Source organism: Gelidimonas diazotrophica (assembly GCF_055694025.1).
On record NZ_CM146349.1, the window covers coordinates 241699 to 267680 of the forward strand.

Genomic DNA, 25982 nt, shown 5'->3' on the forward strand with positions numbered 1-25982 from the left:
CATGACACGTTCATTGAAAAAAGGGCCTTTCTGTGACGCCCACTTGGTTAAAAAAGTCGAGACAGCGCAAGCTAACAAAGACAAAAAACCAATTAAGACATGGTCTCGTAGATCAACCATCATGCCTGATTTTATTGGCTTGACAATTGCGGTGCATAACGGCAGGCAGCATGTACCTGTTTATGTTTCCGAAAATATGGTTGGCCATAAACTTGGTGAGTTTGCGTTGACACGCACGTTCAAAGGCCATGCTGCCGATAGAAAGGCTAAGAGATAAGGTCCATGATGGAAACTAAAGCAACCCTCCGTGGTGTGCGCTTGTCGGCCCAAAAAGGCCGCCTTGTTGCTGACCTAATCCGCGGCAAAAAAATTGACAACGCACTCAATATTTTGACTTTCAGCCCGAAAAAAGGTGCTGTAATCATCAAAAAAGTACTTGAATCGGCAATCGCAAATGCTGAGCACAATGATGGTGCAGACATTGATGAGTTGACAGTGAAAACTATCTTCGTCGAAAAAGGCTCGGTCCTAAAACGTTTTACTGCGCGCGCTAAAGGCCGTGGTGATCGAATTTCCAAGCAATCCTGTCACATATACGTGACTGTCGGCAACTAAGGAGTCACGATGGGACAGAAGATTCACCCTACCGGTTTTCGTCTTTCGGTTACCCGTAACTGGGGATCGCGTTGGTATGCTGGCAATAGCAATTTTGCCGCTATGCTCAGTGAAGATCTCAAGGCACGTGCCTACCTGAAGAGGAAATTGAAGAACGCGTCTGTTAGTCGTGTTTTGATCGAGCGACCTGCAAAAAATGCGCGTTTCACTATTTTTAGCTCACGTCCAGGTGTCGTAATTGGTAAAAAGGGCGAGGACATTGAAGTTCTCAAAACTGAATTGACCAAGATTATGGGCGTGCCTGTCCATGTGAATATCGAAGAAATTCGTAAGCCAGAAACAGATGCGCAATTGATTGCGGATTCAATTGCTCAGCAATTGGAAAAACGTATCATGTTCCGCCGTGCCATGAAGCGCGCAATGCAAAATGCTATGCGTTTAGGTGCTCTTGGCATCAAAATCATGTCATCCGGCCGTTTGAATGGTATCGAAATTGCACGTAAAGAGTGGTATCGCGAAGGGCGTGTACCTCTGCATACATTGCGCGCAGATATCGATTACGGCTTTGGTGAGGCACAGACAACTTACGGCATTATTGGTATCAAAGTATGGGTATACAAAGGCGATCGTTTACCTAGCGGTGAAACGCCTGTAATAGAAACTCCATTCGATGATGAGAAAAAACGCCGCGGCCCACGTCGCGATGACGGTAAGCCAGCAGGCCGACCACGTGCCAAGAGGGTTGACGGGCCAGTTGCTACAACAGCACCTTCCTCCGTAGCTAAGCGTGTTCACACCAAGAAGCCAGATGGCCTCGTTGATAGTGCAGTAGCGGTATCAGCTGAGAAACCAGGAGAATAATCATGCTGCAACCAGCGCGCAGAAAATATCGTAAAGAGCAAAAAGGCCGAAATACAGGAATCTCCCACTCGCGTGGTACAGCTGTATCTTTCGGTGAATTTGGATTAAAGGCAGTCGCACGCGGACGCATCACAGCGCGTCAAATTGAAGCTGCCCGTCGTGCCATGACTCGTCATATCAAGCGTGGCGGCCGTATTTGGATTCGTATTTTTCCGGATAAGCCAATTTCGCAGAAACCGGCGGAAGTTCGTATGGGTAACGGAAAAGGTAATCCGGAGTATTACGTTGCTGAAATCCAGCCGGGAAAAATGCTGTATGAGATGGATGGTGTAGACGAAGCGTTGGCCCGAGAAGCATTTCGTCTGGCAGCGTCTAAATTGCCGTTATTGACTACGTTTGTCGTGCGTCAAGTCGGCCAATAATAGGAGTGAAACATGAATTTATCTGAGCTCCGTGGCAAAGATCAAGCAGCGCTAACGAAAGAGCTGAACGACCTGCTGAAAGCGCAGTTTAGTCTGCGTATGCAAATCGCTACACAGCAATTAAACAATACTTCACAGCTAAAAAAGGTGCGCCGTGACGTTGCTCGCGTGAAGACTGTCATGAATCTGAAGGACGCCAAGTAATGAACGATCAAGTGAAGCAAACGCTTAAGCGTACTCTGATTGGCAAAGTTGTATCAGACAAGATGGATAAAACTGTCACCGTCCAGATTGAGCGCCACGTCAAGCACCCTTTGTATGGCAAGATCATTATGCGTTCGAACAAGTATCATGCGCATGATGAATCAAACCAGGCTAAAGAAGGTGATACTGTTGAGATACAAGAGGGGCGTCCAATTTCCAAAACTAAGGCTTGGACGGTTACTCGTGTCATACAAGTAGCACAATTAGTATAATTATCTCTTGCAGGCCAAGCAGTTAAATGTAATAATGCTTGGCTTCATTCATGAACTTGAATGAATTTTGCAAAGCCTAATATGGGTTTCGCAATTCAGCCAGTTTTTCTATAACGTCCACCCAAGCAGTGCGCTTAATAAGTGTTCTGGCGGGACCAAGACTGACCGTTTATGCGCTTGCGCTTTAACCGGGTTAAGTTGGAAAAGAGAATATTATGATTCAAACAGAAAGCCGTCTGGAAGTGGCCGACAATACTGGCGCAAAAGAAGTTTTGTGCATTAAGGTGTTGGGTGGTTCAAAACGTCGCTATGCAGGTATTGGTGATGTGATTAAGGTGACAGTTAAAGTTGCGGCCCCGCGCGGTCGTGTGAAAAAGGGTGAAATATACAATGCAGTAGTGGTACGTACTGCTAAAGGCGTTCGTCGTCAAGATGGTTCTTTGGTTAAGTTTGATAGCAATGCAGCTGTGTTGCTTAATGCAAAGCTGGAGCCAATTGGCACGCGTATTTTTGGGCCGGTAACACGTGAGTTGCGCACTGAGCGCTTCATGAAAATCGTGTCGCTTGCGCCTGAAGTCCTGTAAGGAGTCGTTATGGATAAGATTCGAAAAAGCGACGAAGTCATCGTCTTGACTGGTAAAGATAAAGGCAAGCGTGGAGTTGTTCAGCGTCGTGTGGATGCTGAGCATGTAGTTGTTGATGGTATTAACGTAGCTAAAAAAGCAGTTAAGCCTAACCCAATGACTGGCGCAACAGGTGGCATCGTTGATAAGTTGATGCCGATTCATGTGTCCAATATTGCTTTGTTTAATGTGGCAACTGGCAAGGCAGATCGTGTTGGCTTTAAAGATGTGGATGGTGTTAAGGTCCGTGTTTTCAAATCCAGTGGCGAAGTTGTTAAGGTTTAAGAGATCATGGCTCGACTCCAAGAATTCTATAAAGAAAAAATTGTCGCTGGATTGACGGAAAAGTTTTCATATAAATCCGCCATGGAAGTTCCGCGCATTCTTAAGATCACTCTGAACATGGGTTTGTCAGAGGCGGTGGCTGATAAGAAAATTATCGAACACGCGGTTGGTGATTTGACTAAAATTTCAGGTCAGAAGCCAGTTGTCACTAAAGCGCGTAAAGCTATTGCAGGTTTCAAAATTCGCGAAGGTTATCCAATCGGCTGTATGGTGACTTTGCGGGGGGCTCGTATGTATGAGTTTTTGGACCGTTTTATTACAGTTGCAATGCCGCGAGTGCGTGACTTCCGGGGTATTTCCGGTCGCGCATTTGATGGGCGTGGGAACTACAATATTGGCGTCAAAGAACAAATTATTTTCCCCGAAATAGAGTACGACAAGATTGACGCATTGCGTGGTATGAACATCAGTATCACGACTACAGCTAAGAACGACGAAGAAGCTAAAGCACTTCTGGTCGCCTTTAAATTTCCGTTCAGAAACTGAGGACGACATGGCAAAATTGTCACTGATTAACCGTGAGCAGAAACGTGCTGACTTGGTAAAGAAATTTGCCGGTAAGCGCGCAGAATTAAAGGCCATAGTTGATGATCAATCGAAGTCGGAAGAGGAGCGTTATGAGGCGCGTCTCAAGTTGCAAGCGCTTCCGCGCAATGCAAATCCGACGCGTCAGCGTAATCGCTGCTCGTTAACAGGTCGTCCACGTGGTACCTACCGTAAATTCGGTTTGGGCCGTATTAAGCTCCGTGAAATAGCCATGCGCGGCGAAATTCCCGGTATGACTAAAGCTAGCTGGTAATAGGAGTAGATGCAATGAGTATGAGCGATCCTATCGCCGATATGCTGACCCGCATTCGCAACGCACAAGGTGTGAGTAAGCCAACGGTATCAATGCCGTCATCCAAGGTTAAAGTTGCGATTGCTAGTGTCCTAAAGGACGAGGGTTACATTGAGGATTTCGCTGTATCCGAAACTGCGGGTAAAGCTGAACTCAAAATCGGTTTGAAATATTATGTAAATCGTCCCGTCATTGAACGTTTGGAGCGCGTTTCCCGTCCAGGGTTGCGCGTTTATAAAGGTAAAGACGAGATCCCTAGTGTAATGAATGGCCTGGGTGTGGCAATTGTTTCTACGCCAAAGGGCGTCATGACAGACCGCAAAGCACGCGCAACCGGTGTCGGTGGCGAAGTAATTTGCTACGTGGCCTAAGGAGTTTAAGATGTCTCGTGTAGGTAAAATGCCGATTGCTCTGACGGCCGGTGCTGAAGTCACCATTTCTTCAGACAAAATCGTAGTAAAAGGTCCTTTAGGGATGCTTTCTCAGCCTTTGACAGGTTTGGTAAAGGTTACCAACGACAATGGAGCATTGAAGTTTGATGTTTCGAACGATAGTCGAGAGGCAAATGCGATGTCCGGAACTCTGCGCGCTTTGGTCAATAACATGGTTAATGGTGTGACTAAAGGGTTCGAGCGGAAATTAAGCTTGGTGGGTGTTGGCTATCGTGCGCAAGCACAAGGAGATAAGTTAAACCTTTCACTAGGTTTTTCGCATCCGGTAGTGCATCAGATGCCAGAGGGCATTAAATGTGAAACACCAACTCAAACTGAGATTTTGATCAAAGGTGTCGATAAGCAGCGTGTAGGGCAGGTTGCTGCTGAAGTTCGCGCTTACCGCAGTCCTGAGCCTTATAAAGGCAAGGGCGTCCGTTATGCGGATGAAGTGGTAAAGCTTAAAGAAACCAAGAAGAAGTAATAGAGGCTGACGATGGACAAGAAAGAATCACGGCTGCGCCGCGGACGTCAAACTCGTGCCAAGATCGCAGAGTTAAAAGTAAACCGTTTATCCGTGCACCGTACCAATCTGCATATCTACGCGAACCTGATTGGCCCAGATGCAAAAATTCTTGCTTCAGCTTCTACTATGGAAGCAGAAGTGCGGCAAGAACTGTCTGGACAGTCTGGCAGAGGTGGTAATGCAGCAGCTGCGACTTTGGTCGGTAAGCGCGTGGCGGAAAAGGCACTTAAAGTAGGAATTACCGAAGTTGCGTTTGATCGCTCCGGTTTCCGTTACCATGGCCGTGTAAAGGCGTTGGCTGAAGCCGCGCGTGAAGCTGGTCTGAAGTTCTAAGGAAGAATCGTCATGGCAAAAATGCAGGCAAAAATGCAAAGCGACAAGCCCGATGATGGCATGCGCGAAAAAATGATTGCGATTAACCGTGTAACTAAAGTGGTTAAGGGTGGTCGTATCATGGGTTTCGCTGCGTTGACAGTAGTGGGTGACGGCGATGGCCGTATCGGTATGGGCAAAGGTAAATCGAAAGAAGTGCCAGTTGCTGTTCAAAAGGCGATGGAAGAAGCGCGCCGGAATATGATCAAGGTTAGCCTTAAAGACGGTACGCTGCAGCACACTATTACTGGTAAGCATGGCGCATCCAAAGTTCTTATGGCGCCGGCTAAAGAGGGTACTGGTGTTATCGCCGGCGGTGCGATGCGCGCAATCTTTGAAGTCATGGGCGTAACTAACGTTGTGGCAAAGTCTAACGGCTCAAGCAATCCATACAATTTAGTTCGCGCAACTCTTAACGGCTTGGCTAAGATGAGTACGCCATCTGAAATTGCTGCCAAGCGCGGCAAGTCAGTTGAAGAAATCCTAGGCTAAGGAAACTCTGATGACAAACACAGTAAAAGTGCAATTAGTCAAAGGCCTGATTGGTACGCGTGAATCTCACCGTGCGACAGTGCGAGGTCTTGGCTTACGCCGTATTAATTCGATTTCTGAGTTGCAGGACACGCCATCTGTGCGTGGCATGATCAACAAAGTATCGTATCTTGTAAAAGTTGTTGCATAAGGCGTGCAGCCTTACGAACGGAGTAAATCATGGAATTAAATACAATTCAACCTGCCGATGGAGCGAAACACGCAAAGCGTCGTGTTGGCCGCGGTATTGGTTCGGGTCTTGGGAAAACTTCCGGACGTGGGCATAAAGGTCAAAAATCACGCTCTGGTGGATTCCATAAAGTCGGTTTTGAGGGGGGGCAAATGCCACTTCAAAGACGGCTGCCAAAACGTGGTTTTAAATCTACAGCTACGCCATTTAAGGCCGAAGTGCGATTATCTGATTTAGAAGCATTGCCATTAGCTGAAATTGACATGTTATCGTTAAAACAGGCTGGTGTAATTGGACAGCTAGCAAAAGTAGTCAGAGTAATTTTTTGCGGTGAACTTACCAAAAAGATTACCACTAAAGGCTTAATTGTGACTAAGGGTGCAAAAGTTGCAATTGAAGCTCTTGGCGGCTCAGTAGCTTAAGTAGTTGGAGTAATCGGAGCATTATATTGGCGACTAGTCCAGCAATAGCTAAAGGAGCATCCGGAGGGTTCCCCTGGGGCCGTCTTTGGTTTCTTCTTTCGGCCTTAGTGGTTTACCGTGTTGGGTCTCATATTCCAGTTCCTGGCATTGATCCTACCCAGTTGGCGCAACTATTTAAACAAAACCAGGGTGGCATTCTTGGTATGTTTAATATGTTTTCTGGGGGGTCTCTTTCTCGCTTTACCGTATTTGCACTTGGTATCATGCCGTATATTTCGGCCTCGATTATTATGCAACTCATGGCGATTGTGTCGCCACAGTTAGAGGCTCTCAAGAAAGAGGGGGAGTCAGGTAGACGCAAGATTACACAATATACGCGTTACGGAACCTTGGTATTGGCCCTTTTTCAAGGTTTGGGAATCGCAGTTGCACTTGAGTCGCAAGCTGGGTTAGTAATTGATCCTGGCATGGCGTTCAGGTTCACCTCTGTGGTAACGCTGCTCACAGGCACAATGTTTTTAATGTGGTTGGGTGAGCAAATTACTGAGCGCGGCTTGGGTAATGGCATCTCGATAATTATTTTTGCCGGTATAGCGGCAGGATTGCCAGGAGCAGTTGCTGGCCTGTTTGAGTTGGTTCGTACGGGCTCCATGAATGCTTTGTCTGCAATATTTATTTGTTTAGTTGCAGTTGGTGTCACTTTTGTGGTTGTCTTCATTGAACAAGGGCAGCGCAAGATTTTGGTCAATTATGCAAAGAGACAAGTTGGTAACAAAATTTATGGAGGGCAAAGTAGTCATTTGCCGTTAAAACTTAATATGGCGGGTGTAATCCCACCAATTTTTGCTTCATCAATAATTTTGTTTCCCGCTACAATCACCAGTTGGTTTACGTCTGGGGATACTTCAAGCGGATTTGTTCGTTTTTTAAAAGATTTGGCGGCATCAATGGCGCCCGGCGAGCCAATCCACGCGTTATTGTATTCAGGCGCAATTATATTCTTTTGCTTCTTTTACACTGCTCTGGTTTTTAATAGTAAGGAAACAGCAGATAACTTGAAAAAGAGCGGTGCATTTGTGCCAGGAATAAGACCAGGCGATCAAACTGCTCGTTATATTGATAAAATCTTGATGAGATTGACTCTGGCGGGTGCTGTCTATATAACACTTGTGTGTTTATTGCCAGAATTTCTCATCGCAAGATGGAAAGTGCCATTTTATTTTGGTGGTACATCGCTATTGATCATTGTTGTAGTAACGATGGATTTTATGGCGCAGGTACAGAATTACGTCATGTCTCAGCAATATGAATCGTTGCTTCGTAAAGCGAATTTCAAGGGCTGAATTCCTTAGAGATAACCGCCCATTAGAAAGAGCAGACCGAATGGCAAAAGATGATGTTATACAGTTGCAGGGAGAAGTTCTTGAAAATCTTCCAAATGCAACATTTAGAGTTAAATTAGAAAATGGTCATGTGGTTCTAGGTCATATTTCCGGCAAGATGCGCATGAATTACATTCGTATATTACCGGGGGATAAGGTGACTGTGGAGTTGACGCCATATGATCTAAGCAGGGCACGGATTGTTTTCCGTACAAAATAGTTTTTAAGACAATCGAACCTAGAAGTGAAAGAAGAGGGCAAAAATGAAAGTTCTCGCATCAGTCAAGCGGATCTGCCGCAATTGCAAGATTATTAAGCGCAAAGGCGTTGTTCGTGTTATTTGCACAGAACCGCGCCATAAACAGCGCCAAGGTTAATTAACGTTATTGATCGAGGAATAACGAATGGCACGTATTGCAGGGGTTAATATCCCAAACCATCAGCACACTATCATCGGCTTAACTGCTATTTATGGTGTGGGTCGCCCACGGGCACAAAAAATTTGTGATAAAACAGGTGTCTTGACGACTAAAAAGGTCAAGGATCTGGATGATAACGAATTGGAAAAACTTCGCGACGAAATAGGTAAATTTATCGTTGAGGGTGATCTGCGTCGTGAAATATCGATGAACATCAAGCGCCTTATGGATCTTGGTTGTTATCGTGGTATGCGCCATCGCAAAGGCTTGCCTTGCCGTGGTCAGCGTACTCGTACCAACGCTCGTACCCGCAAGGGTCCGCGCAAAGCCGCTCAGTCGCTGAAAAAATAATCCGGCGTCAGCTTGATTAGTCTTCGGATTCAAGGAAATTATTATGGCAAAAGCACAGAATAGCGCCGCAGCAGCACGTGTGCGCAAGAAGGTTAAGAAAAACGTTGCTGAAGGTATCGCACATGTGCATGCCTCTTTCAATAACACCATCATCACTATTACAGATCGCCAAGGCAATGCGCTTTCATGGGCTACTTCTGGTGGCGCCGGTTTCAAAGGCTCGCGTAAATCGACGCCATTTGCGGCGCAGGTAGCAGCTGAAGCTGCAGGTAAGGTGGCGGTTGAATGTGGCGTTAAAAATCTGGAGGTTCGTATCAAGGGACCTGGTCCTGGTCGCGAATCAGCAGTGCGCGCATTGAATAATTTGGGGATTAAGATTACTCAGATTCAAGATGTGACACCCGTGCCGCATAATGGATGCCGGCCACCTAAGCGTCGCCGCATTTAATCTGCTGTTAATTTTTAAAGCAGATGCAATTACCCGCCAAATAATTTGGCGGTATTTTTTTAAGACCACCGTGTGATTGCAGAGTAATCATACTAGCGCTCGGCTAATCGAAGTTCGATTATGCTTTTGGAGCGTCAATAATTAAAAGGAAATTCCGTGGCACGTTATATTGGACCTAAAGCCAAGCTTTCACGTCGTGAAGGCACTGATCTGTTCCTCAAGAGCGCTCGTCGCTCATTGGATTCAAAATGCAAACTGGATGTGAAGCCTGGTCAACATGGCATCAAATCTGGCGCTCGCACCTCTGACTATGGCAATCAGTTGCGCGAGAAGCAAAAAGTTAAGCGCATGTACGGTATTCTGGAACGCCAGTTCCGTCGCTATTTTGCGGAAGCAGACCGTCGTAAGGGTAATACCGGCGAGAGTCTACTAACGTTGCTCGAATCGCGCTTGGATAATGTTGCGTATCGTATGGGTTTTGGCTCTACCCGCGCAGAAGCGCGCCAATTGGTCAGCCATAAAGCTTTTACGGTAAATGATATCGTTGTTAATATCGCCTCTTATCAAGTTAAGCCAGGTGATGTGATTGCTGTACGTGAGAAATCCAAGAAGCAAGTGCGCATTTTGGAAGCACTTTCTCTGGCAGAGCAAATCGGCATGCCGTTGTGGGTTTCTGTCGATAGCAAAAAAATGGAAGGCACTTTCAAGTCCGTTCCTGATCGTAGCGATATCGCTAAAGATGTCAATGAATCCTTGATCGTCGAACTGTACTCACGTTAATTAACAATTTGGTCGCATTTATCGCCTACCGGTTCACCGGTAGGTATTCTTCATTGTGCCATCAGCCTTATTGGTGTAACGAGCCGAGGGTATTGAAAAGGTCATTTCATGCAAAACAGTTTACTAAAGCCCCGTATTATTGATGTTGAAACCTTGGGTGCGAGTCATGCCAAGGTGGTGATGGAGCCATTCGAGCGGGGTTACGGCCATACACTTGGCAATGCATTGCGTCGTGTATTGCTTTCTTCCATGGTTGGCTTTGCACCAACGGAAGTAACGATAGCGGGTGTTGTGCATGAATATTCTTCCCTTGATGGTGTGCAGGAAGACGTTGTTGATTTATTGCTGAACTTGAAGGGGGTTGTATTCAAGGTTCATAACCGCGATGAAGTCACTCTGACTCTTAAAAAAGAGGGTGAAGGCGCTGTTCTGGCTTCGGATATCGATTTGCCGCACGACGTTGAACTCATTAACCCAGATCACGAAATTGCGCATCTTACTGCAGGTGGCAAACTGGACATGCAGATCAAGATTGAAAAAGGTCGTGGCTACGTACCTGGCAACGTTCGTCGATTGGCCGAAGATACAAATAAGACAATTGGCCGAATCATTTTGGATGCCTCTTTCTCGCCAGTGCGTCGGGTGTCATATTCAGTTGAATCGGCGCGCGTTGAGCAGCGCACGGATCTGGATAAATTAGTCATCAATATTGAAACCAATGGTGTAATTTCACCTGAGGAAGCGATTCGTCAATCTGCACGAGTACTGGTTGAGCAGTTGAATGTATTTGCCGCACTGGAAGGCACAGAAACTGCTGCAGAAGCGCCATCACGTACGCCTGCAGTCGATCCGATTTTGCTGCGTCCTGTTGATGATCTGGAGTTGACAGTGCGTTCCGCCAACTGCCTCAAAGCCGAAAACATTTACTATATTGGCGATCTGATACAACGTAGTGAAAATGAACTGCTCAAAACTCCGAATCTGGGTCGCAAATCCTTGAATGAAATTAAGGAAGTGCTCGCTTCGCGCGGTTTGACTTTGGGCATGAAACTTGAAAACTGGCCACCTGTCGGTTTGGAAAAGTAATAGTTGACGTAAAAATTAACGTAAATAATATTTAATTTATTTACGACTTGTTAGTATAATTACGCACTTAATTTTACCGGCCCGCGTAGTGGCGGATCAATGTCACTACGATAGAAGAGCTGGGATCAAACTTAACTAGAAAGGAATTACCATGCGTCATCGTCACGGTCTTCGCAAGCTCAATCGCACTTCTTCACATCGTTTGGCTATGCTGCGCAACATGACAGTATCTCTGCTGCGTCATGAAGCGATTAAAACAACACTGCCTAAAGCCAAGGAATTGCGCCGCGTTATTGAACCAATTCTTACTTTGGGTAAGACAGATTCACTGGCTAACAAGCGCCTGGCATTTAACCGTCTGCGCGACCGCGAAATGGTAGTGAAACTGTTTGCTGAGTTGGGCCCGCGTTATGCCAATCGTAATGGTGGCTACCTGCGCATCCTGAAGATGGGTTTCCGCGTTGGTGATAATGCGCCTATGGCCTTTATCGAATTGCTTGACCGTCCAGATACAACTGAAGCGGTAGAGATTGCTGATGCGGAATAAGTAGCTGCATTTTAAAAGCGCTTCATCATCAAAAGCCAGGCATAGCCTGGTTTTTGTTCGTTTGGGGGCGCGCAATCTTGACCTTGCTGATCGAACAACTCGGATTGAGTGGAAAATGACGGTAGGATAGCGTCTATCAATTATGTCGCTAAGGAACTATGGGATGCTGCAGTCTGACATTTTAACTGTGGAAAACCTGCATAAATCTTATGGCAAAGGTAATCTGAAAAGCGTCGTAGTAGATAAGCTGTGTTTTTCCTTGCGGCGCGGCGAATGCTATGGATTGCTGGGGCCAAATGGCGCCGGCAAGACAACCACGCTGCGTTTATGTCTTGGGTTGACAGCGCCCGACAGCGGCCGAATTACTCTGGCAGGACAAAGTATCCCATCGCATGCCCGGCAGGCCCGTTTGCGTGTAGGAGTAGTGCCGCAGTCAGACAATCTCGATCCCGACTTTACTGTGGCGGAAAACCTGCTGGTCTTCGGGCGTTATTTTGGCATTCCTGACGCGGTCATCAAGACACGCATTCCCGCCCTGCTTGAGTTCGCCAACTTGACTGCGAAAAAAAATGCGGGCATAGCGGCGTTGTCGGGCGGCATGAGACGGCGCCTTATGCTGGCCCGCGCACTGGTCAATGATCCTGACCTGATTTTCATGGATGAGCCGACTACGGGGCTGGACCCGCAGGCGCGGCACATGATTTGGGAGCGCCTGAAGACGCTTGTGAGTCAGGGCAAAACCATTCTATTAACCACCCATTTCATGGATGAGGCTGAACGTTTGTGTGATCGTCTGGCGGTGATCGATCATGGCAAGATGATTGCGGAAGGTTCCCCCAGAAATTTGATTGCCCTGCATATTGAGTCCGAAGTGGTCGAGGTGTACGGCGAAGGTGCCCGCCAATGGGGCGATAGTCTGGGGCGCCATCAATCGGTCCGGATCGAGATAAGCGGTGAAACGGTTTTTTGTTATACCAATGACGCGCAACAATTGCTGACCAGTTTGCATGCGACAACGGATGTTCGTTTTGTACATCGTCCGGCAAATTTGGAAGATTTGTTTCTAAAACTGACCGGTAGAGAAATACGGGATTAGGATGCATTCTTCAATCTACGCATTACCTTCGTTTTCGCTGCGTTTTCGGTCTATCTGGCAAAGAAATTTCCTGGTCTGGAAAAAGCTCGCCATCGCCAGCATTCTCGGCAATATCGCCGATCCATTGATTACTTTGGTGGCCTTTGGCTATGGACTGGGAAGCTTGCTCAAACAGATAGAAGGCATTCCTTACATCAATTATCTCGGCTCAGGCACGATCTGCATGTCGATCATGATGGCAGCCTCTTTCGAGGCGCTGTATTCAGCATTTTCGCGCATGCATGTGCAAAAAACCTGGGACGCCTTGCTGAATGCACCGCTGGGGCTGGATGACATCATTCTGGCCGAGATGCTATGGGCCGCTAGTAAAGCCTTGTTTTCAGGCTTGGTTATTCTGGGCGTGTTGCTGTTTTTGGGTATCGGCCAGAACCCGCATACAGCGCTGGTGGTGCCCTTGTCGATTCTCATTGGTATGACATTTGCATCGATGGGGCTGGTAGTCAATGCGCTGGCGCGGGGATATGATTTTTTTACCTATTACTTTACGATGGTACTCACGCCGATGGTGTTTTTGTCGGGAGTGTATTATCCGATTGCGCAATTACCGGACTGGTTGCAACTGGTTTCGCGGGTACTGCCGCTGGGCGCTGCGGTCAATCTGGTGCGGCCCTTGATTCTCGGCGCCTGGCCTGCAACGCCGGCGCGCGATTTGGCATTATTACTGGCGTATTGCGTGGTGGGATTTTATCTGGCGACAGTGCTGACGCGACGGCGCTTGCTGAAATAATCGTCTTTTCTGATGCGGCAAAGAAGGAATATTTGAATGTTGAAGTGCTTATCCCTAAATCCATTATCCAAGCAATCTGCATTTGCCTGGATGCTGTTAATTGCATTGCTGGGCATCTTGTCGCCGCGTGCATTCGCGAATGAAGATTTCCTGGAGCCGGAAGCGGCCTTCAAGTTTGCCGCCAAGATGCAGGACCCGAAAACGATCGTGCTGACTTTTGCCATCGCCGATGGCTATTACATGTATCGCGAGCGGTTCCAGTTCAAGGCTGCGGGCGCTACTTTGGGTACGCCTGAATTGCCGCGTGGGACCATTAAATACGATACGACATTTGAGAAAGATGTTGAAAGTTATCGCAAGCAGGTGACGATTACGCTCCCGGTTCAGGCCAGTGCACCGTTTGTGCTCACCGTGATTTCGCAGGGTTGCACGGACCTGGGATTATGTTACGCACCGATGGAGTCGGTCGCAAAATTGTCGCCGATGGGCAGCGGCGGTTTGCTGGCTGCGGTGGAGGCGATACAGGGCACTTTAGTGCAGAGTGATACAAGTAGCAACGTTCAGACTAGCCAGATAAATGCAGCGTCAACGCAGGCGGTTCCGGCTGCGGGCTGGCTGGATAGTGGCATGGGCGGTATCGAATCGTCGCTGGAAAGCCGTAAATTGCTGGTGATCCTGCCGTTATTCTTTCTGCTGGGCCTCGGTCTGGCATTCACCCCTTGCGTCTTGCCGATGGTGCCGATTCTGTCGTCGATCATCATGGGAGAGGGCGCCCAAGTGCCCCGTTCGCGCGCCTTTATTCTGTCGGTTGCATACTCGCTCGGCATGGCTATTGTGTATACCGCGCTTGGCGTGACCGCCGGTTTGATCGGCGAAGGCTTGGCTGCCACCTTGCAAAATCCCTGGGTACTTGGCATCTTTGCGCTGGTAATGGTGGCTCTGGCGCTGTCGATGTTTGGGGTCTATCAATTGCAGGTTCCCGCGGTGATTCAATCGCGTCTGATGCGGGCGTCCGAGCACCAGTCCGCCGGCAAGTTGTTCGGGGTCTTTGTCATGGGTGCCATTTCGGCCCTGATTGTCGGGCCTTGTGTGGCAGCTCCCTTGGCCGGTGCATTGGTGTATATCAGCCAGACCCGCGATGTGGTGATCGGCGGCGGCGCTCTGTTTGCGATGGCGGCAGGGATGAGCGTGCCGCTGCTGCTGATCGGAGTTTCTGCTGGCACGCTGTTGCCGCGAGCTGGTGCATGGATGGAAACGGTGAAACGCTTTTTCGGCGTGCTGATGCTGGCGCTGGCGTTGTGGATGGTGGTGCCGGTTCTGCCTGCATGGCTGGTGATGCTGGGCTGGGCGACACTGGGCCTGGGTTATGGCATCTTCTTGTTGCGCCCGCTTACCGGTGGATTTTCGATTGCGTCCGGCCTCGTGTTGGCGGTATTCGGTTTGGCGCAACTGGTGGGCGTTGCCAGCGGTGGCCGTAGTGCCTGGGCGCCGCTGTCGCATTTGGTCGGCAATGCCGAGCAACCGCTGCAATTTACCCGCGTGCGCTCGGTGGCGGAACTCGATGCGGTGCTGGCGTCAACGCAGGGCAAGACTGTGATGCTCGATTTTTACGCCGACTGGTGCGTTTCCTGCAAGGAAATGGAGAAGCTGACCTTTACCGACTCGCGCGTGCGTGCGCAGATGGCCACGCTGTTGCTGCTGCAGGTGGATGTGACGGCGAACAATGCGGATGACAAGGCGCTGCTCAAGCGTTTCAAACTGTTCGGCCCGCCCGGCATAATCTTCTTTACCGCGCAAGGTGCGGAGATCCAAGGCGCACGTGTGATCGGCTATCAGAATGCGGATCGATTTGCGCGTTCCTTGGCGCTGGTACTTTAATATAAATTTTATTGCAGTGTAGTATTTTTAGAGTCGCAATAAGGACAAGCGTAAAACGTATGTTTTTACTGCATACACCCTATTTATATGATATTGAAATATCTTTAGGTTATTTTGATGGCGGGGAGATGCAATCGCTTCTGTGGTGTCAGTTAGTGCGTCATTGCGTCAGCCGTCCAGGTCTGCGGCCACTTCCTGGTGCGTCACATCTAGCCAGAGCAAGCTTTTCGGCGGCAGCGACGCCGGTAGTGCGCTAATGCGTGTGACCTGACCCTCGGTTATCAGAAAGATATCCGAGGGTTGGTGCATGAGTTGAAAGGCGCGGTCGGCGCGTCGCTCAAGCCTGTTTCAGCAGGCGGGCGATGTCGCGCGCGAAATAGGTCAGCACGCCGTCGGCGCCGGCGCGTTTGAAGGCCATCATCGATTCCATCATGATCTTGTCGTGCTCCAGCCAGCCGTTGTGGGCCGCCGCTTTCAGCATCGCGTATTCGCCGCTGACCTGATAGGCGAACGTCGGGACCTTGAATTCATCCTTGACGCGCCGCACGATGTCCAGATACGGCATGCCCGGTTTGACCATCACCATGTCGGCGCCTTCGGCCAAGTCGAGTGCGACTTCGCGCAATGCTTCGTCGCTATTGGCAGGGTCCATCTGGTAGGTCGCCTTGTCGCTTTTGCCCAGATTGCCGGACGAACCGACCGCGTCGCGAAACGGGCCGTAAAAAGCAGACGCATATTTGGCCGAATACGCCATGATGCGGGTGTGAATATGGCGGTAGGTTTCCAGCGCGCTGCGGATGCTGCCGATGCGGCCGTCCATCATGTCGGACGGCGCCACGATGTCCACTCCGGCCTCGGCCTGGGTCAGCGCTTGCTTGGTCAGCATCGCGCAGGTTTCATCATTCAAAACATAGCCGTTGGCGTCCAGCAGGCCGTCCTGGCCGTGGCTGGTATACGGGTCGAGTGCGACATCGGTCAGGATGCCGAGCTCCGGAAAGCGGCGCTTCAGTTCCCTGACCGCACGCGGCACCAGCCCTTTCGGATTGGTTGCTTCGCTGCCGTCCGGCGTTTTCAGCGACGCTTCGATGACGGGAAACAATGCCATCACGGGAATCCCCAGCGCCACGCAATCTTCCGCCACTTCCAGCAGCAGATCGACCGAGAGTCGCTCCACGCCCGGCATTGAAGCCACCGCTTCGCGTTGCTGTGTGCCTTCCAGGACAAAGACCGGATATATCAGGTCGGATGCGCTAATACAATTTTCGCGCATCATATTGCGCGAAAAAGCATCCTTGCGCATGCGGCGCATACGAGTGGCGGGAAAGTGGATTGGTGTGGTTAAAAGTTTCATGGCATGGACCGAAAAAGTGGTTGAAATTGAATGAACTTTTTGCATGATAGGTAATCTTATTAACAGGCAGGTTCGCTTGCCTCCCGCTTCTCCTCCCTGAGCGGGTGCCGTATCGCGCCATGCGCGAAAAGGCTTTTATCCCTGGAGATCATTCCCCTTTCTCCAGGGATTTTTTATTTTTCGCCATTTTTTATGGCTGTATATATACTCATATTGGTATATTTTAAATCGCGCATTTAACATGCGGAAAGCAATGCTTTTTCTATCATACTCCTTATAATTTCATTATTCCTGAGGCGATGCAAGATCTGCCTCGTCGGGTATTTGCGCAGGACTTGCGATTGCCGTCAGACCACACAAGTCTATAATTTTCTGGTCTGCCTCTTCCATGCCAATGCGTTTCAGAGATGAAAACAATTGGGCGGTGTAAGGAAAGGGCTTGCCTTCGCTGTCAACATAACTTGCCAAAATGGAGTGCGTAAGGCGCAGCGCGTTGGCCGATTCATTGCGATTGAGCTTGTCGGCTTTGGTCAGCAGGCAATGCACCGGTTTGCCGGTGGTGGCGAACCAATCCAGCATCTGCGTATCGAGCGCGGTAAACGGCCGGCGCGCATCCATGATGAGTATCAGCGCCGCCAGTTGCTCCCGCCTGCGCACATAATCGCCGAGCAATTCCTGCCAGTGCAGCTTGGCCGAACCGGAAACTTCCGCATAGCCGTAACCCGGCAGATCGACCATCAGCGCGCGGATCTCGTCGACGATGGTTTCATCCTTGCGATGCTGGCCGACGCGGGCGCCGCCGATCGAAAAGTAATTGATATGCTGGGTGCGCCCCGGCGTTTTGGAAGCGAACGCCAATTTCTTCTGGTTGCACAAAAGATTGATGGCAGTGGATTTGCCTGCGTTGGAGCGGCCGGCAAAAGCGACTTCCGGGACGTGGGTATCCGGCAAATTACGGAGATGATTTACCGTGGTAAAGAAGCGGGCTTGCCAAAGTATGGACATAGGTTTAATGAATAAATGCAGCTAAAATGGGCAAAAACGCCAGAAAGCTATTGTACAATAAGGGGTTACGTATGGTTGCGCCGCAAATAAGCGAAGTCGCATGCCGAAGTTGCAAAAATAGCTGCAGCAATTTATGCAAACGTAGCAGGGTAACTGCCATTAGGGCAAATTTTAATATTCAGTCTCAAGGTGCTTGAATGAATCGTGTTTTTTTGCCAATTATAAAATCCCTGTTTGTTGTGGCTCTGGCCGCATCCACCGTTGCCAGCGCAAGTGCCGCTGAACAAAAGGTTGCAGCCAAAGCCGATCCAGCCAAAGGCGAAGCGCTTTACGCCAATGGCGACAGCGCCCGAAATATTATTGCGTGCGCTTCGTGCCATGGCGCAGCCGGCAATTCCAGCATTGCGCAGAATCCGAAACTGGCGGCGCAGCATGAAGCCTACCTGCACAAGCAGTTGGTCGATTTTACTGGGTCCACGCGCAATAACGCCGTCATGACCGGCTTCGCCAAGGCGCTGAGCGACGAAGACATGAAAAACATCGCCGCGTATCTGAGTGCGCAAAAGCCTAGCCCCGGTGCTGCAAAAAACAAGGATACCGTCGACATCGGCAAGAAAATTTTTCGCGCCGGGATTGCCGAAGCAAATATTCCGGCTTGCGCCGGTTGCCACAGCCCAAATGGGGCTGGCAATCCGGCTCAGTTTCCGCGCATTGGCGGCCAGCATCAGGATTACACCGCGGCGCAGTTGACCAGTTACCGCGCCGGCACTCGTAGCAACAGTGCGCAGATGACTGCTATCACCAAACGCATGTCCGATGATGAAATCAAAGCTGTGGCAGACTACGTGGCCGGCCTGCAGTAACGAGACATTCATCGTAATTCCATTCCTAAATCAACCGTGCACTTATCGGCTTCGCTTGCGGTACCTACGGACTGCCTGCACTTCGCTTTCGCGTTCACGATTGATGGCGAATAGGAATAAAAATTACAAAATGTACTGAAGGGGTGGCCACGGCTGCCCCCTTTTTTTTGTTTGAACGTGGCATTTTTTAAAGATGACGATCGCCTAGCATGAGCACAAGCACTGCCGGATTACAGATCAAGACCAACCGCCGCTGGCTCGCCGACGCGGTTGAACTCCTTTCCTCCATGCGCTTCGCAATCAGCCTGTTGACGCTGATTGCGATTGCTTCCGTGATCGGTACGGTGTTGAAGCAGAATGAGCCGATGACGAATTACGTCAACCAGGTCGGTCCGTTCTGGTTTGAAATATTCGGAAAATTCGGCTTGTACACCGTCTATTCGACCTGGTGGTTCTTGCTGATCATGGCTTTTCTGGTGCTGTCGACATCGCTGTGCATTTTCCGCAATGCGCCCAAGATGTTCAAGGACATGCGTAGCTGGCGCGAAAACGTGCGGGAAGAATCCCTGCGTAATTTTCATCACAAAGCCGAGTGGGCTTCCAGCGCATCCCGCGCCAGCCTGACGCAGCGCCTGGTCGCCCAGTTGGCCGACAAGGGGTACAAAACCAAAGTCGTCGAAAAAGAGCGGGCAACCCTGATTGCTGCCAAGCAAGGCGCAGCCAACAAATGGGGCTATATTTTCGCCCATAGCGCAATCGTCATCATTTGCGTCGGCGGCTTGCTGGATTCGGACATGCCGATCCGATTTCAGCAATGGTTCATGGGCAAGACGCCCTTTGCCGGCAACGGCATCATTGCCGATATCCCGGAGCAGCACCGGCTGGGTCTGGCCAATCCGACTTTTCGCGGCAATACGCTGATCCCCGAAGGCGCCACCAGCAATACGGCCATCATTCCGCAGCAGAATGGCGTGCTGATCCAGGACTTGCCGTTCTCGATTCTGCTCAAGAAATTCACTATCGATTTCTATTCCACCGGCATGCCAAAGCTGTTTGCCAGCGATGTGGTGGTGACCGATCACCAGAGCGGCAAGACTTTTCCGGCTACCATCAAGGTCAACGAGCCGCTGATTTACAAGGGTGTTGCCATTTATCAATCGAGTTTTGAGGACGGCGGCAGCAAGCTGGAACTGGCCGGTTATCCGATGGCAGGCAACAAAGCATATACGTTCCCGATGGCCGGCGTGGTCGGCAACACGACAGTATTGAGCAAGGCCGATCAGCCGGGCAGTGGCGGCGAATACACGGTGGAGTGGTCTGGATTCCGCCCGTTCAACATTGAAAACATGGGCCAGGGCCAGGATCTACGCTCGGTTGACAAGTCTTTTAACCAGAAATTGTCCAGCACGTTGGACAAGCATCTCGGCTCCGCTGCCAAAAATGCCAACGATAAGAACTTGAAAAACGCCGGTCCTAGCGTGCAATACAAATTGCGCGACAAGAACGGCCAGGCGCGCGAATTCCAGAATTACATGCAGCCGATACTGCTCGACGGCGCCTACGTGTTTCTGGCGGGCACGCGTGACACGCCAGCGGAACAATTCCGTTTTCTGCGGATTCCAGCCGACGATAACAATACCGTCCAGGAATGGATGCGCTTGCGCGCCGCCTTGCTCGACCCCGGCCTGCGTCAACAGGCTGCGCAACGTTATGCGCGGCGCGCATTGCTGGGCGTGCCCGACGGCGGCGATAAGTTGGGTCCCCAATTGCAACAGTCCGCGAATAAAAGTTTGTCGGTGTTCGCTGGCGACAGCGCGGCAGGCGGTTATGTTGCGGTATCGAAATTTCTCGATAATATTCCGCCTGCCGAACAGGAAAAGGCAGCAAATATTTTCATGAAGGTGTTGAACGGCAGCATGTGGGATCTGTGGCAGGCAGCCCGCGAAAAAGATGGTTTGAAGCCCATCGAAGCCACCGACAAGCATGCGCGTTTTCTGCAATTGAGCACCAGCGCGTTATCCGACGCATTCTTTTATGGCGCGCCGGTGTATTTGCAACTGCAGGGTTTCGAAGAAATCAAGGCTTCCGTGTTCCAGGTCACCCGCTCACCCGGTAAAAAAGTGGTGTATTTCGGTTGTCTGCTGCTGACGCTGGGGATATTTTCGATGTTTTATATCCGCGAGCGCCGCTTGTGGGTCTGGCTCAAAGATGGCGATACAGGTTCGGTCGCCTTGATGGCGATGAGCTCACAGCGTAAAACGCTCGATTTCGAGAAAGATTACCGCGCCATCAAGCAGCAAATGACGCAGCCGGACCCGCTTGTGCAGTAATGGCGGGATGACGCTACACTTCTGAATTGGTTATTGAACAGGTTGTCATGGTACTAACTTGGCAACAACGGAGAAACATCATGCAATTGACACAACACGCAATCTATTCGCCGCAACCCGGTTTTTTCAAGCGACTGTCGCCGCTCGACTGGCTGTATGCGGTAGCACTGGTCGCAGCCTCGCTGGTTGGTTTGGGCATGTACGGCCAGCACATGGATATCTACGAAAAGTCGATTCTGGTTCTGGCTGCGCCGACTTTCGCCTGGCTGGGTTGGAACTGGAAGCCGGTGCGATGGCTGTTTGCGTTGCTGGCGATTTTGAGTCTGTCCGCCATCGCACTGTACGGCGGTGCGCTCGAGATGGCTAACCAGAAATTTCTGCTCAAATACCTGTTGTCGAGCCAGTCGGCGATCCTGTGGATGGGAACTTTATTCCTGCTGTCGACCATCTTCTATTGGATCGGCTTAGTTGCCAGGTCGGATTTCGGTTCTTCGGTCGGTTCAATATTGTGCTGGGCTGCGGTGGTGATGGGTTTCACCGGCATGCTGGTGCGCTGGTACGAATCGTATCTGATTGGCGCTGACATTGGCCACATACCAGTGTCAAACTTGTACGAAGTGTTCATCCTGTTCTCGATGATTACCGCCTTGTTTTATCTGTATTACGAACAGCAATATGCGACCCGCCAGTTGGGGCCGTTCGTACTATTGGTGATTTCTGCTGCGGTCGGTTTCCTGCTCTGGTACACCGTGTCGCGCGATGCCGCCAATATCCAGCCGCTGGTGCCGGCGCTGCAAAGCTGGTGGATGAAAATCCATGTGCCCGCCAATTTCATCGGTTATGGCACTTTCGCACTGGCGTCGATGGTAGCGGTTGCCTACCTGCTCAAATCCAAAGGCATTCTGGTCGATCGTCTGCCGTCGCTGGAAGTGCTGGATGACGTGATGTACAAGGCGATTTCAGTCGGCTTCGCATTTTTTACCATCGCCACCATCCTGGGCGCGCTATGGGCTGCAGAAGCCTGGGGCGGCTACTGGTCGTGGGACCCGAAAGAAACCTGGGCGCTGATCGTCTGGCTCAATTATGCGGCCTGGTTGCACATGCGCCTGATGAAGGGCTTGCGCGGGCGGGTGGCGGCATGGTGGGCGCTGGGCGGCTTGGTGGTCGTTACATTCGCTTTTCTGGGCGTCAACATGTTCCTGTCCGGCCTGCATTCTTACGGTGAATTGTAAAAATTATAAATAATTCGCGCCGGATGGAATAAAGCCCAGGTCCCACTGTCAAAGCAGGGTGTGCTGCAGGTGTAGCGCACCCGACTGACCAGACTGATGAGGATCACCATGAAAATCATTCCATCTGCATATTCCCTTTTAGCCGCAGCGCTGTTGGCAGGATCGGCCTCCATGGCGGGCGCGCAAATGCCGGCTAAGACCACCGACGGCATTTTGACAAATGCTGCCGGCATGACCCTATATAACTTCGACAAAGATGCTGCGAACAGCGGCAAGAGCGCCTGTAACGGCCCCTGCGCGGCCAACTGGATACCACTCGCAGCGCAAAAAACCGATCAGGCAAAGGGTGATTACAGCATCATCATGCGCGATGACGGCCAGAAACAATGGGCTTTCCGGGGCAAGCCACTGTACTTGTGGAGCAAGGACCGCAAGCCCGGTGACAAGACCGGCGATGGCTTCAACAGCGTCTGGCACATCGCTAAATAAATCGTCGCCAGCCGATGTTGCCTTTGGCCGGATTGACTGGCAATACTGTTTCTGGCTAATAGGCTCGATTGCCCAGGCGCGCATGCGGCAAGCACCAATTCAAATAATTTAATAAAATTGCGTCAGTGTTCCCAAACACACCAACTTACCGCCAACATCGCGCTCTGGAGTCATCATGTTGATCAAGCGTAGCCCGAACGGAATCGAGATTCCCTTTTCTTCCGAAATTACCCCAAAGAATATTTTTGAATCGCGCCGCAGTTTCATCAAGCAGATCGCGGTCGGATCAATTGCCAGTGGTGCGCTGTTAGAGATGGCTGCGCGTCAGGCGCTGGCACAGAATGTCGCTCAGAAACTGGTCGGCAAGCCCAATCCCGCCTATGTCGTGATGGACCGGCAGAGCGCCTACAAGGATGCGACCACCTACAATAATTTTTATGAATTCGGCACCGACAAGGCGGACCCCGCCAAGTATGCCGGCAGCCTGAAGACGCGGCCCTGGAGCATCGCCATCGAAGGCGAAGTCAAAAAGCCCATGACGCTGGATCTGGATAGCCTGATGAAGCTGGCGCCGCTGGAAGAACGCATCTACCGTTTGCGCTGCGTGGAAGGCTGGTCGATGGTGATCCCGTGGATCGGCTACTCGCTGTCGGCGCTGATCAAAAAGGTGGAGCCGAACAGCAATGCAAAATTCATTGAATTCGTCACGCTGGCCGATCCGAAACAGATGCCCGGCTTGCGCAGTTCGGTGCTGGACTGGCCGTACGTCGAAGGCTTGCGCATGGACGAAGCCAATCATCCGCTGGCGCTGCTGACTTTCGGCATGTACGGCGAAGTCTTGCCGCACCAGAACGGCGCGCCGGTACGTGTCGTGCTGCCATGGAAATACGGCTTTAAATCCGCCAAGTCGATTGTCAAGATCCGCTTCGTCAAGGAACAGCCGAAGACCGCGTGGAATCTCGCCGCAGCGCAGGAATACGGCTTTTATTCGAACGTCAATCCTACGGTCGATCATCCGCGCTGGTCGCAAGCCAGCGAACGGCGCATCGGCGAAGACGGCTTCTTTACCAAAAAGCGCAAAACGTTGATGTTCAATGGTTATAACGAGGTCGCATCCTTATATACAGGGATGGATCTGAAGAAATTTTTCTAAGATTGCAACTACGATGAGCCCAGCCGGCAGCATGTCATTTCACCCGACGCCGAAGCAATTTAGCGGCATCAAGGTCAGCCTTTTCCTGCTGTGCCTGATACCGTTTTTGCGTTTGGTATTGTTTACACTGACCGACCGATTGGGTGCCAATCCGATTGAATTCATTACCCGCAATAGCGGCGACTGGACGCTGTATTTTCTCTGCATCACCCTGACCGTGACGCCGCTGCGCAAATGGTTGCAGTGGCCCTGGCTGATCAAGTTGCGCCGCATGTTCGGTTTGTTCGTCTTCTTTTACGCCAGCCTGCACTTTACGACTTTCATCTGGTTCGACCATTTCTTCGATCTGAGCGAAATGTTCAAAGACGTCATCAAGCGCCCTTTCATTACGATCGGCTTCATCAACTTCCTGCTGCTGATTGCGCTGGCGGCCACCAGCACCAACCGCATGGTGCGGCTCATGGGCGGCAAGCGCTGGCAATGGCTGCACCGTCTTATTTACCTGATCGCACCGCTGGCGATCGTGCATTTCTGGTGGATGAAGGCGGGCAAACACGATTTCGCCCAGCCGATCCTGCTGGGCCTGATCGTGGCAGCGCTGCTGCTGGTGCGGATCGTGTCCTATATCAGGCAAAAGCGGCCGCAAAAACGTTTCATCAAAATCTCGCCGATTTGAAGCGCTTGCGACTTACGTAAAGTATTGCTGTTGACAGTAGCGCCGGCCTCCGTGCCTGCACGACACACAATAATTCAAATTATAAATAACTTGGGGGTATGCCAAAAAACACTGGCATTCCCGCATAATTTATATGCGGCACATAAAAATACATGGCGCAGTAATTATCAGTGTGAGAATCAATCAGGCGATCAGGGTTTCCAGCGCGAACAGATCGGCCGCCGTTTCGCGCTTGCGGATCAGGTGAACCTGGTCGCCATCGACCATCACTTCGGCCGCGCGGGGGCGGGTATTGTAATTCGACGCCATCGTCATGCCATAAGCGCCGGCTGACATGATGGCCAGCACATCGCCAGGCTCCAGCGCCAGTGCGCGGCTGCGCGCCAGCCAATCGCCCGATTCGCAAATCGGACCGACCACATCAAAGATCTGGGTTTGCTGTTCGCGTGGCGTCACCGCTTGCACGCCGTGCCAGGCTTGATACATGGCAGGGCGCATCAAATCGTTCATGGCGGCATCGACTACCGCAAAATTCTTGCTTTCGCCGTGTTTCAAATACAGCGTCTGGGTCAACAGGACGCCAGCGTTGCCGACGATCGAGCGGCCCGGTTCGAACAATATCTTGATCGGCGCGCCGCCATGCTTTTCAGCGCGCCAGCCATCGATTCTGGCGAACAGGCGCGCCAGGTAGGCGCTAATCGGTACTGGCTGCTCATCGTCATAGGTGATGCCAATGCCGCCGCCGATGTCGAGATGATGGATTTTGATTCCTTCCTCCGCCAGCGTATCGATCAATTCCAGCAGCTTGTCGAGCGCTTCCAGCAGCGGCGCATCGTCCAGCAGTTGCGAGCCGATATGGCAGTCGATGCCGAGCACCGCCAGATGCGGCAATGCGGCTGCCGCGCGATAGGTAGCCAGCGCATCGTCATAGGCGACGCCGAATTTGTTGTCCTTCAAACCGGTCGAGATGTACGGATGGGTATTGGCGTCAACATTCGGATTGACGCGCAGGCTGACCGGCGCGGTTCTGCCCATCTCACCGGCGACTTCGTTCAACAGATGCAATTCGGGAATGGATTCGACGTTGAAGCACAGGATGCCGTGCCCAAGCGCCAGGCGCATTTCGGCGCGGGTTTTGCCGACGCCGGAGAACAGGCATTTGCCGGTGTCGCCGCCGGCCGCGATCACGCGCTGCAGTTCGCCGCCGGACACCAGATCAAAGCCGGCGCCCTGTTGGGCCAGCAGATGCAGGATGGCGAGATTGGAATTGGCTTTTACCGCATAGCACACCAGCGCATCGCGGCCGCTGCAGGCATCGGCGTAAGCGGCAAAATTCTGGCTTAGCGCGGCTTTGGAATAGACATAGGTCGGAGTTCCGAACTGCTCGGCAATGCTGTTTAAGGACGTGCTTTCGGCGCACAGAACGCCATTCTGATAAGAAAAATGCGACATAAGGA

General features: G+C 50.9%; 37 protein-coding genes. 33 read left to right on the top strand and 4 right to left on the bottom strand.

Annotated elements, in window-relative coordinates; translation table 11 throughout:
- The first annotated feature begins 1 nt into the window (after position 1).
- The 27 genes from rpsS (at position 2) to dsbD (ending at position 15426) form a co-directional block, all read left to right on the top strand.
- Entirely contained in the window at positions 2-277 is a 276-nt protein-coding gene (gene rpsS, locus KGFNPO_RS01125) for a 30S ribosomal protein S19 (RefSeq protein ID WP_472614357.1), read from the top strand.
- A 5-nt stretch (positions 278-282) separates the two neighbouring features.
- Positions 283-615, top strand: a complete 333-nt coding sequence (gene rplV / locus KGFNPO_RS01130) for a 50S ribosomal protein L22 (protein ID WP_472614358.1) — start codon at positions 283-285, stop codon at positions 613-615.
- A gap of 9 nt (positions 616-624) precedes the next feature.
- Positions 625-1476, top strand: a complete 852-nt coding sequence (gene rpsC / locus KGFNPO_RS01135) for a 30S ribosomal protein S3 (protein ID WP_472614359.1) — start codon at positions 625-627, stop codon at positions 1474-1476.
- Between the two features lie 2 nt (positions 1477-1478).
- The gene (gene rplP / locus KGFNPO_RS01140; protein ID WP_472614360.1) at positions 1479-1898 is read left to right on the top strand and encodes a 50S ribosomal protein L16; all 420 of its coding nucleotides are present in this window, start codon (positions 1479-1481) and stop codon (positions 1896-1898) included.
- 12 nt (positions 1899-1910) lie between these two features.
- Positions 1911-2102, top strand: a complete 192-nt coding sequence (rpmC, locus tag KGFNPO_RS01145; RefSeq protein ID WP_472614361.1) for a 50S ribosomal protein L29 — start codon at positions 1911-1913, stop codon at positions 2100-2102.
- Entirely contained in the window at positions 2102-2374 is a 273-nt protein-coding gene (gene rpsQ, locus KGFNPO_RS01150) for a 30S ribosomal protein S17 (protein ID WP_472614362.1), read from the top strand. The genes rpmC and rpsQ overlap by 1 nt, the downstream gene beginning before the upstream one ends.
- Before the next feature lie 215 nt (positions 2375-2589).
- Positions 2590-2958: a 50S ribosomal protein L14 gene (gene rplN / locus KGFNPO_RS01155; RefSeq protein WP_472614363.1), complete on the top strand. Its 369-nt coding sequence runs from the start codon at positions 2590-2592 to the stop codon at positions 2956-2958.
- Between the two features lie 9 nt (positions 2959-2967).
- Positions 2968-3282, top strand: coding sequence for a 50S ribosomal protein L24 (gene rplX / locus KGFNPO_RS01160; protein ID WP_472632719.1), 315 nt, complete (start codon positions 2968-2970; stop codon positions 3280-3282).
- A gap of 6 nt (positions 3283-3288) precedes the next feature.
- Positions 3289-3828 carry a 50S ribosomal protein L5 gene (gene rplE, locus KGFNPO_RS01165; RefSeq protein ID WP_472614365.1) on the top strand — a complete coding sequence of 180 codons (540 nt, stop codon included), beginning with the start codon at positions 3289-3291 and terminating at the stop codon, positions 3826-3828.
- Between the two features lie 7 nt (positions 3829-3835).
- Complete coding sequence (rpsN, locus tag KGFNPO_RS01170; RefSeq protein ID WP_081801525.1) at positions 3836-4141, top strand: 30S ribosomal protein S14; 306 nt, start codon at positions 3836-3838, stop codon at positions 4139-4141.
- Positions 4142-4155: 14 nt separating this feature from the next.
- Positions 4156-4551, top strand: coding sequence for a 30S ribosomal protein S8 (rpsH, locus tag KGFNPO_RS01175; RefSeq protein WP_472632720.1), 396 nt, complete (start codon positions 4156-4158; stop codon positions 4549-4551).
- Positions 4552-4561: 10 nt separating this feature from the next.
- On the top strand, positions 4562-5095 hold the full coding sequence (gene rplF / locus KGFNPO_RS01180; RefSeq protein ID WP_472632721.1) for a 50S ribosomal protein L6: 534 nt from the start codon (positions 4562-4564) through the stop codon (positions 5093-5095).
- 12 nt (positions 5096-5107) lie between these two features.
- A complete protein-coding gene (rplR, locus tag KGFNPO_RS01185) occupies positions 5108-5470 on the top strand; it encodes a 50S ribosomal protein L18 (RefSeq protein WP_472614368.1) in 363 nt (120 codons plus the stop codon).
- Between the two features lie 12 nt (positions 5471-5482).
- Positions 5483-6001 (top strand): 30S ribosomal protein S5, encoded by a 519-nt coding sequence (rpsE, locus tag KGFNPO_RS01190; protein ID WP_472614369.1) that lies wholly within the window; start codon positions 5483-5485, stop codon positions 5999-6001.
- Positions 6002-6011: 10 nt separating this feature from the next.
- On the top strand, positions 6012-6191 hold the full coding sequence (gene rpmD / locus KGFNPO_RS01195) for a 50S ribosomal protein L30 (RefSeq protein ID WP_472614370.1): 180 nt from the start codon (positions 6012-6014) through the stop codon (positions 6189-6191).
- A gap of 29 nt (positions 6192-6220) precedes the next feature.
- Positions 6221-6652, top strand: coding sequence for a 50S ribosomal protein L15 (gene rplO, locus KGFNPO_RS01200; protein WP_472614371.1), 432 nt, complete (start codon positions 6221-6223; stop codon positions 6650-6652).
- Positions 6653-6678: 26 nt separating this feature from the next.
- Entirely contained in the window at positions 6679-7995 is a 1317-nt protein-coding gene (gene secY, locus KGFNPO_RS01205) for a preprotein translocase subunit SecY (protein ID WP_472632722.1), read from the top strand.
- Between the two features lie 40 nt (positions 7996-8035).
- Entirely contained in the window at positions 8036-8254 is a 219-nt protein-coding gene (gene infA, locus KGFNPO_RS01210; RefSeq protein ID WP_472614373.1) for a translation initiation factor IF-1, read from the top strand.
- Positions 8255-8297: 43 nt separating this feature from the next.
- Positions 8298-8411: a 50S ribosomal protein L36 gene (rpmJ, locus tag KGFNPO_RS01215; protein WP_014004415.1), complete on the top strand. Its 114-nt coding sequence runs from the start codon at positions 8298-8300 to the stop codon at positions 8409-8411.
- 27 nt (positions 8412-8438) lie between these two features.
- A complete protein-coding gene (gene rpsM / locus KGFNPO_RS01220) occupies positions 8439-8804 on the top strand; it encodes a 30S ribosomal protein S13 (protein ID WP_472614374.1) in 366 nt (121 codons plus the stop codon).
- Between the two features lie 43 nt (positions 8805-8847).
- The gene (gene rpsK / locus KGFNPO_RS01225; RefSeq protein ID WP_025917968.1) at positions 8848-9252 is read left to right on the top strand and encodes a 30S ribosomal protein S11; all 405 of its coding nucleotides are present in this window, start codon (positions 8848-8850) and stop codon (positions 9250-9252) included.
- 156 nt (positions 9253-9408) lie between these two features.
- Complete coding sequence (rpsD, locus tag KGFNPO_RS01230; RefSeq protein ID WP_472614375.1) at positions 9409-10032, top strand: 30S ribosomal protein S4; 624 nt, start codon at positions 9409-9411, stop codon at positions 10030-10032.
- Positions 10033-10140: 108 nt separating this feature from the next.
- Entirely contained in the window at positions 10141-11118 is a 978-nt protein-coding gene (locus tag KGFNPO_RS01235; RefSeq protein WP_472614376.1) for a DNA-directed RNA polymerase subunit alpha, read from the top strand.
- A gap of 151 nt (positions 11119-11269) precedes the next feature.
- Positions 11270-11665 carry a 50S ribosomal protein L17 gene (rplQ, locus tag KGFNPO_RS01240; protein ID WP_472614377.1) on the top strand — a complete coding sequence of 132 codons (396 nt, stop codon included), beginning with the start codon at positions 11270-11272 and terminating at the stop codon, positions 11663-11665.
- Between the two features lie 163 nt (positions 11666-11828).
- Positions 11829-12761: an ATP-binding cassette domain-containing protein gene (locus KGFNPO_RS01245; protein ID WP_472632724.1), complete on the top strand. Its 933-nt coding sequence runs from the start codon at positions 11829-11831 to the stop codon at positions 12759-12761.
- Position 12762: 1 nt separating this feature from the next.
- Positions 12763-13548: an ABC transporter permease gene (locus KGFNPO_RS01250; RefSeq protein ID WP_472632725.1), complete on the top strand. Its 786-nt coding sequence runs from the start codon at positions 12763-12765 to the stop codon at positions 13546-13548.
- A gap of 36 nt (positions 13549-13584) precedes the next feature.
- Positions 13585-15426, top strand: coding sequence for a protein-disulfide reductase DsbD (gene dsbD, locus KGFNPO_RS01255; RefSeq protein WP_472632726.1), 1842 nt, complete (start codon positions 13585-13587; stop codon positions 15424-15426).
- A gap of 168 nt (positions 15427-15594) precedes the next feature.
- On the opposite strand, the gene KGFNPO_RS01260 is transcribed toward dsbD, so the two are convergent.
- The 3 genes from KGFNPO_RS01260 to yihA form a co-directional block, all read right to left on the bottom strand.
- Positions 15595-15735 carry a hypothetical protein gene (locus KGFNPO_RS01260; RefSeq protein WP_472632727.1) on the bottom strand — a complete coding sequence of 47 codons (141 nt, stop codon included), beginning with the start codon at positions 15733-15735 and terminating at the stop codon, positions 15595-15597.
- 28 nt (positions 15736-15763) lie between these two features.
- The gene (hemB, locus tag KGFNPO_RS01265) at positions 15764-16777 is read right to left on the bottom strand and encodes a porphobilinogen synthase (protein ID WP_472614381.1); all 1014 of its coding nucleotides are present in this window, start codon (positions 16775-16777) and stop codon (positions 15764-15766) included.
- A 285-nt stretch (positions 16778-17062) separates the two neighbouring features.
- On the bottom strand, positions 17063-17782 hold the full coding sequence (gene yihA / locus KGFNPO_RS01270; RefSeq protein WP_472632728.1) for a ribosome biogenesis GTP-binding protein YihA/YsxC: 720 nt from the start codon (positions 17780-17782) through the stop codon (positions 17063-17065).
- A gap of 197 nt (positions 17783-17979) precedes the next feature.
- On the opposite strand from yihA, the gene KGFNPO_RS01275 reads away from it, so the two are divergent.
- From KGFNPO_RS01275 to KGFNPO_RS01300, 6 genes are all read left to right on the top strand, one after another.
- Positions 17980-18645: a c-type cytochrome gene (locus tag KGFNPO_RS01275; protein WP_472632729.1), complete on the top strand. Its 666-nt coding sequence runs from the start codon at positions 17980-17982 to the stop codon at positions 18643-18645.
- A 209-nt stretch (positions 18646-18854) separates the two neighbouring features.
- The gene (locus tag KGFNPO_RS01280) at positions 18855-20975 is read left to right on the top strand and encodes a cytochrome c biogenesis protein ResB (protein ID WP_472632730.1); all 2121 of its coding nucleotides are present in this window, start codon (positions 18855-18857) and stop codon (positions 20973-20975) included.
- An 80-nt stretch (positions 20976-21055) separates the two neighbouring features.
- Complete coding sequence (gene ccsB, locus KGFNPO_RS01285) at positions 21056-22207, top strand: c-type cytochrome biogenesis protein CcsB (RefSeq protein ID WP_472632731.1); 1152 nt, start codon at positions 21056-21058, stop codon at positions 22205-22207.
- Positions 22208-22315: 108 nt separating this feature from the next.
- Positions 22316-22696: a COG4315 family predicted lipoprotein gene (locus KGFNPO_RS01290; protein WP_472632732.1), complete on the top strand. Its 381-nt coding sequence runs from the start codon at positions 22316-22318 to the stop codon at positions 22694-22696.
- A gap of 175 nt (positions 22697-22871) precedes the next feature.
- Positions 22872-23849 (top strand): protein-methionine-sulfoxide reductase catalytic subunit MsrP, encoded by a 978-nt coding sequence (gene msrP / locus KGFNPO_RS01295; RefSeq protein WP_472632733.1) that lies wholly within the window; start codon positions 22872-22874, stop codon positions 23847-23849.
- 31 nt (positions 23850-23880) lie between these two features.
- Entirely contained in the window at positions 23881-24525 is a 645-nt protein-coding gene (locus KGFNPO_RS01300) for a protein-methionine-sulfoxide reductase heme-binding subunit MsrQ (RefSeq protein ID WP_472634536.1), read from the top strand.
- Positions 24526-24708: 183 nt separating this feature from the next.
- Here the strand turns inward: KGFNPO_RS01300 and lysA are convergent, their stop codons facing one another.
- Positions 24709-25977 carry a diaminopimelate decarboxylase gene (gene lysA / locus KGFNPO_RS01305; RefSeq protein ID WP_472632734.1) on the bottom strand — a complete coding sequence of 423 codons (1269 nt, stop codon included), beginning with the start codon at positions 25975-25977 and terminating at the stop codon, positions 24709-24711.
- Positions 25978-25982: the final 5 nt, after the last annotated feature.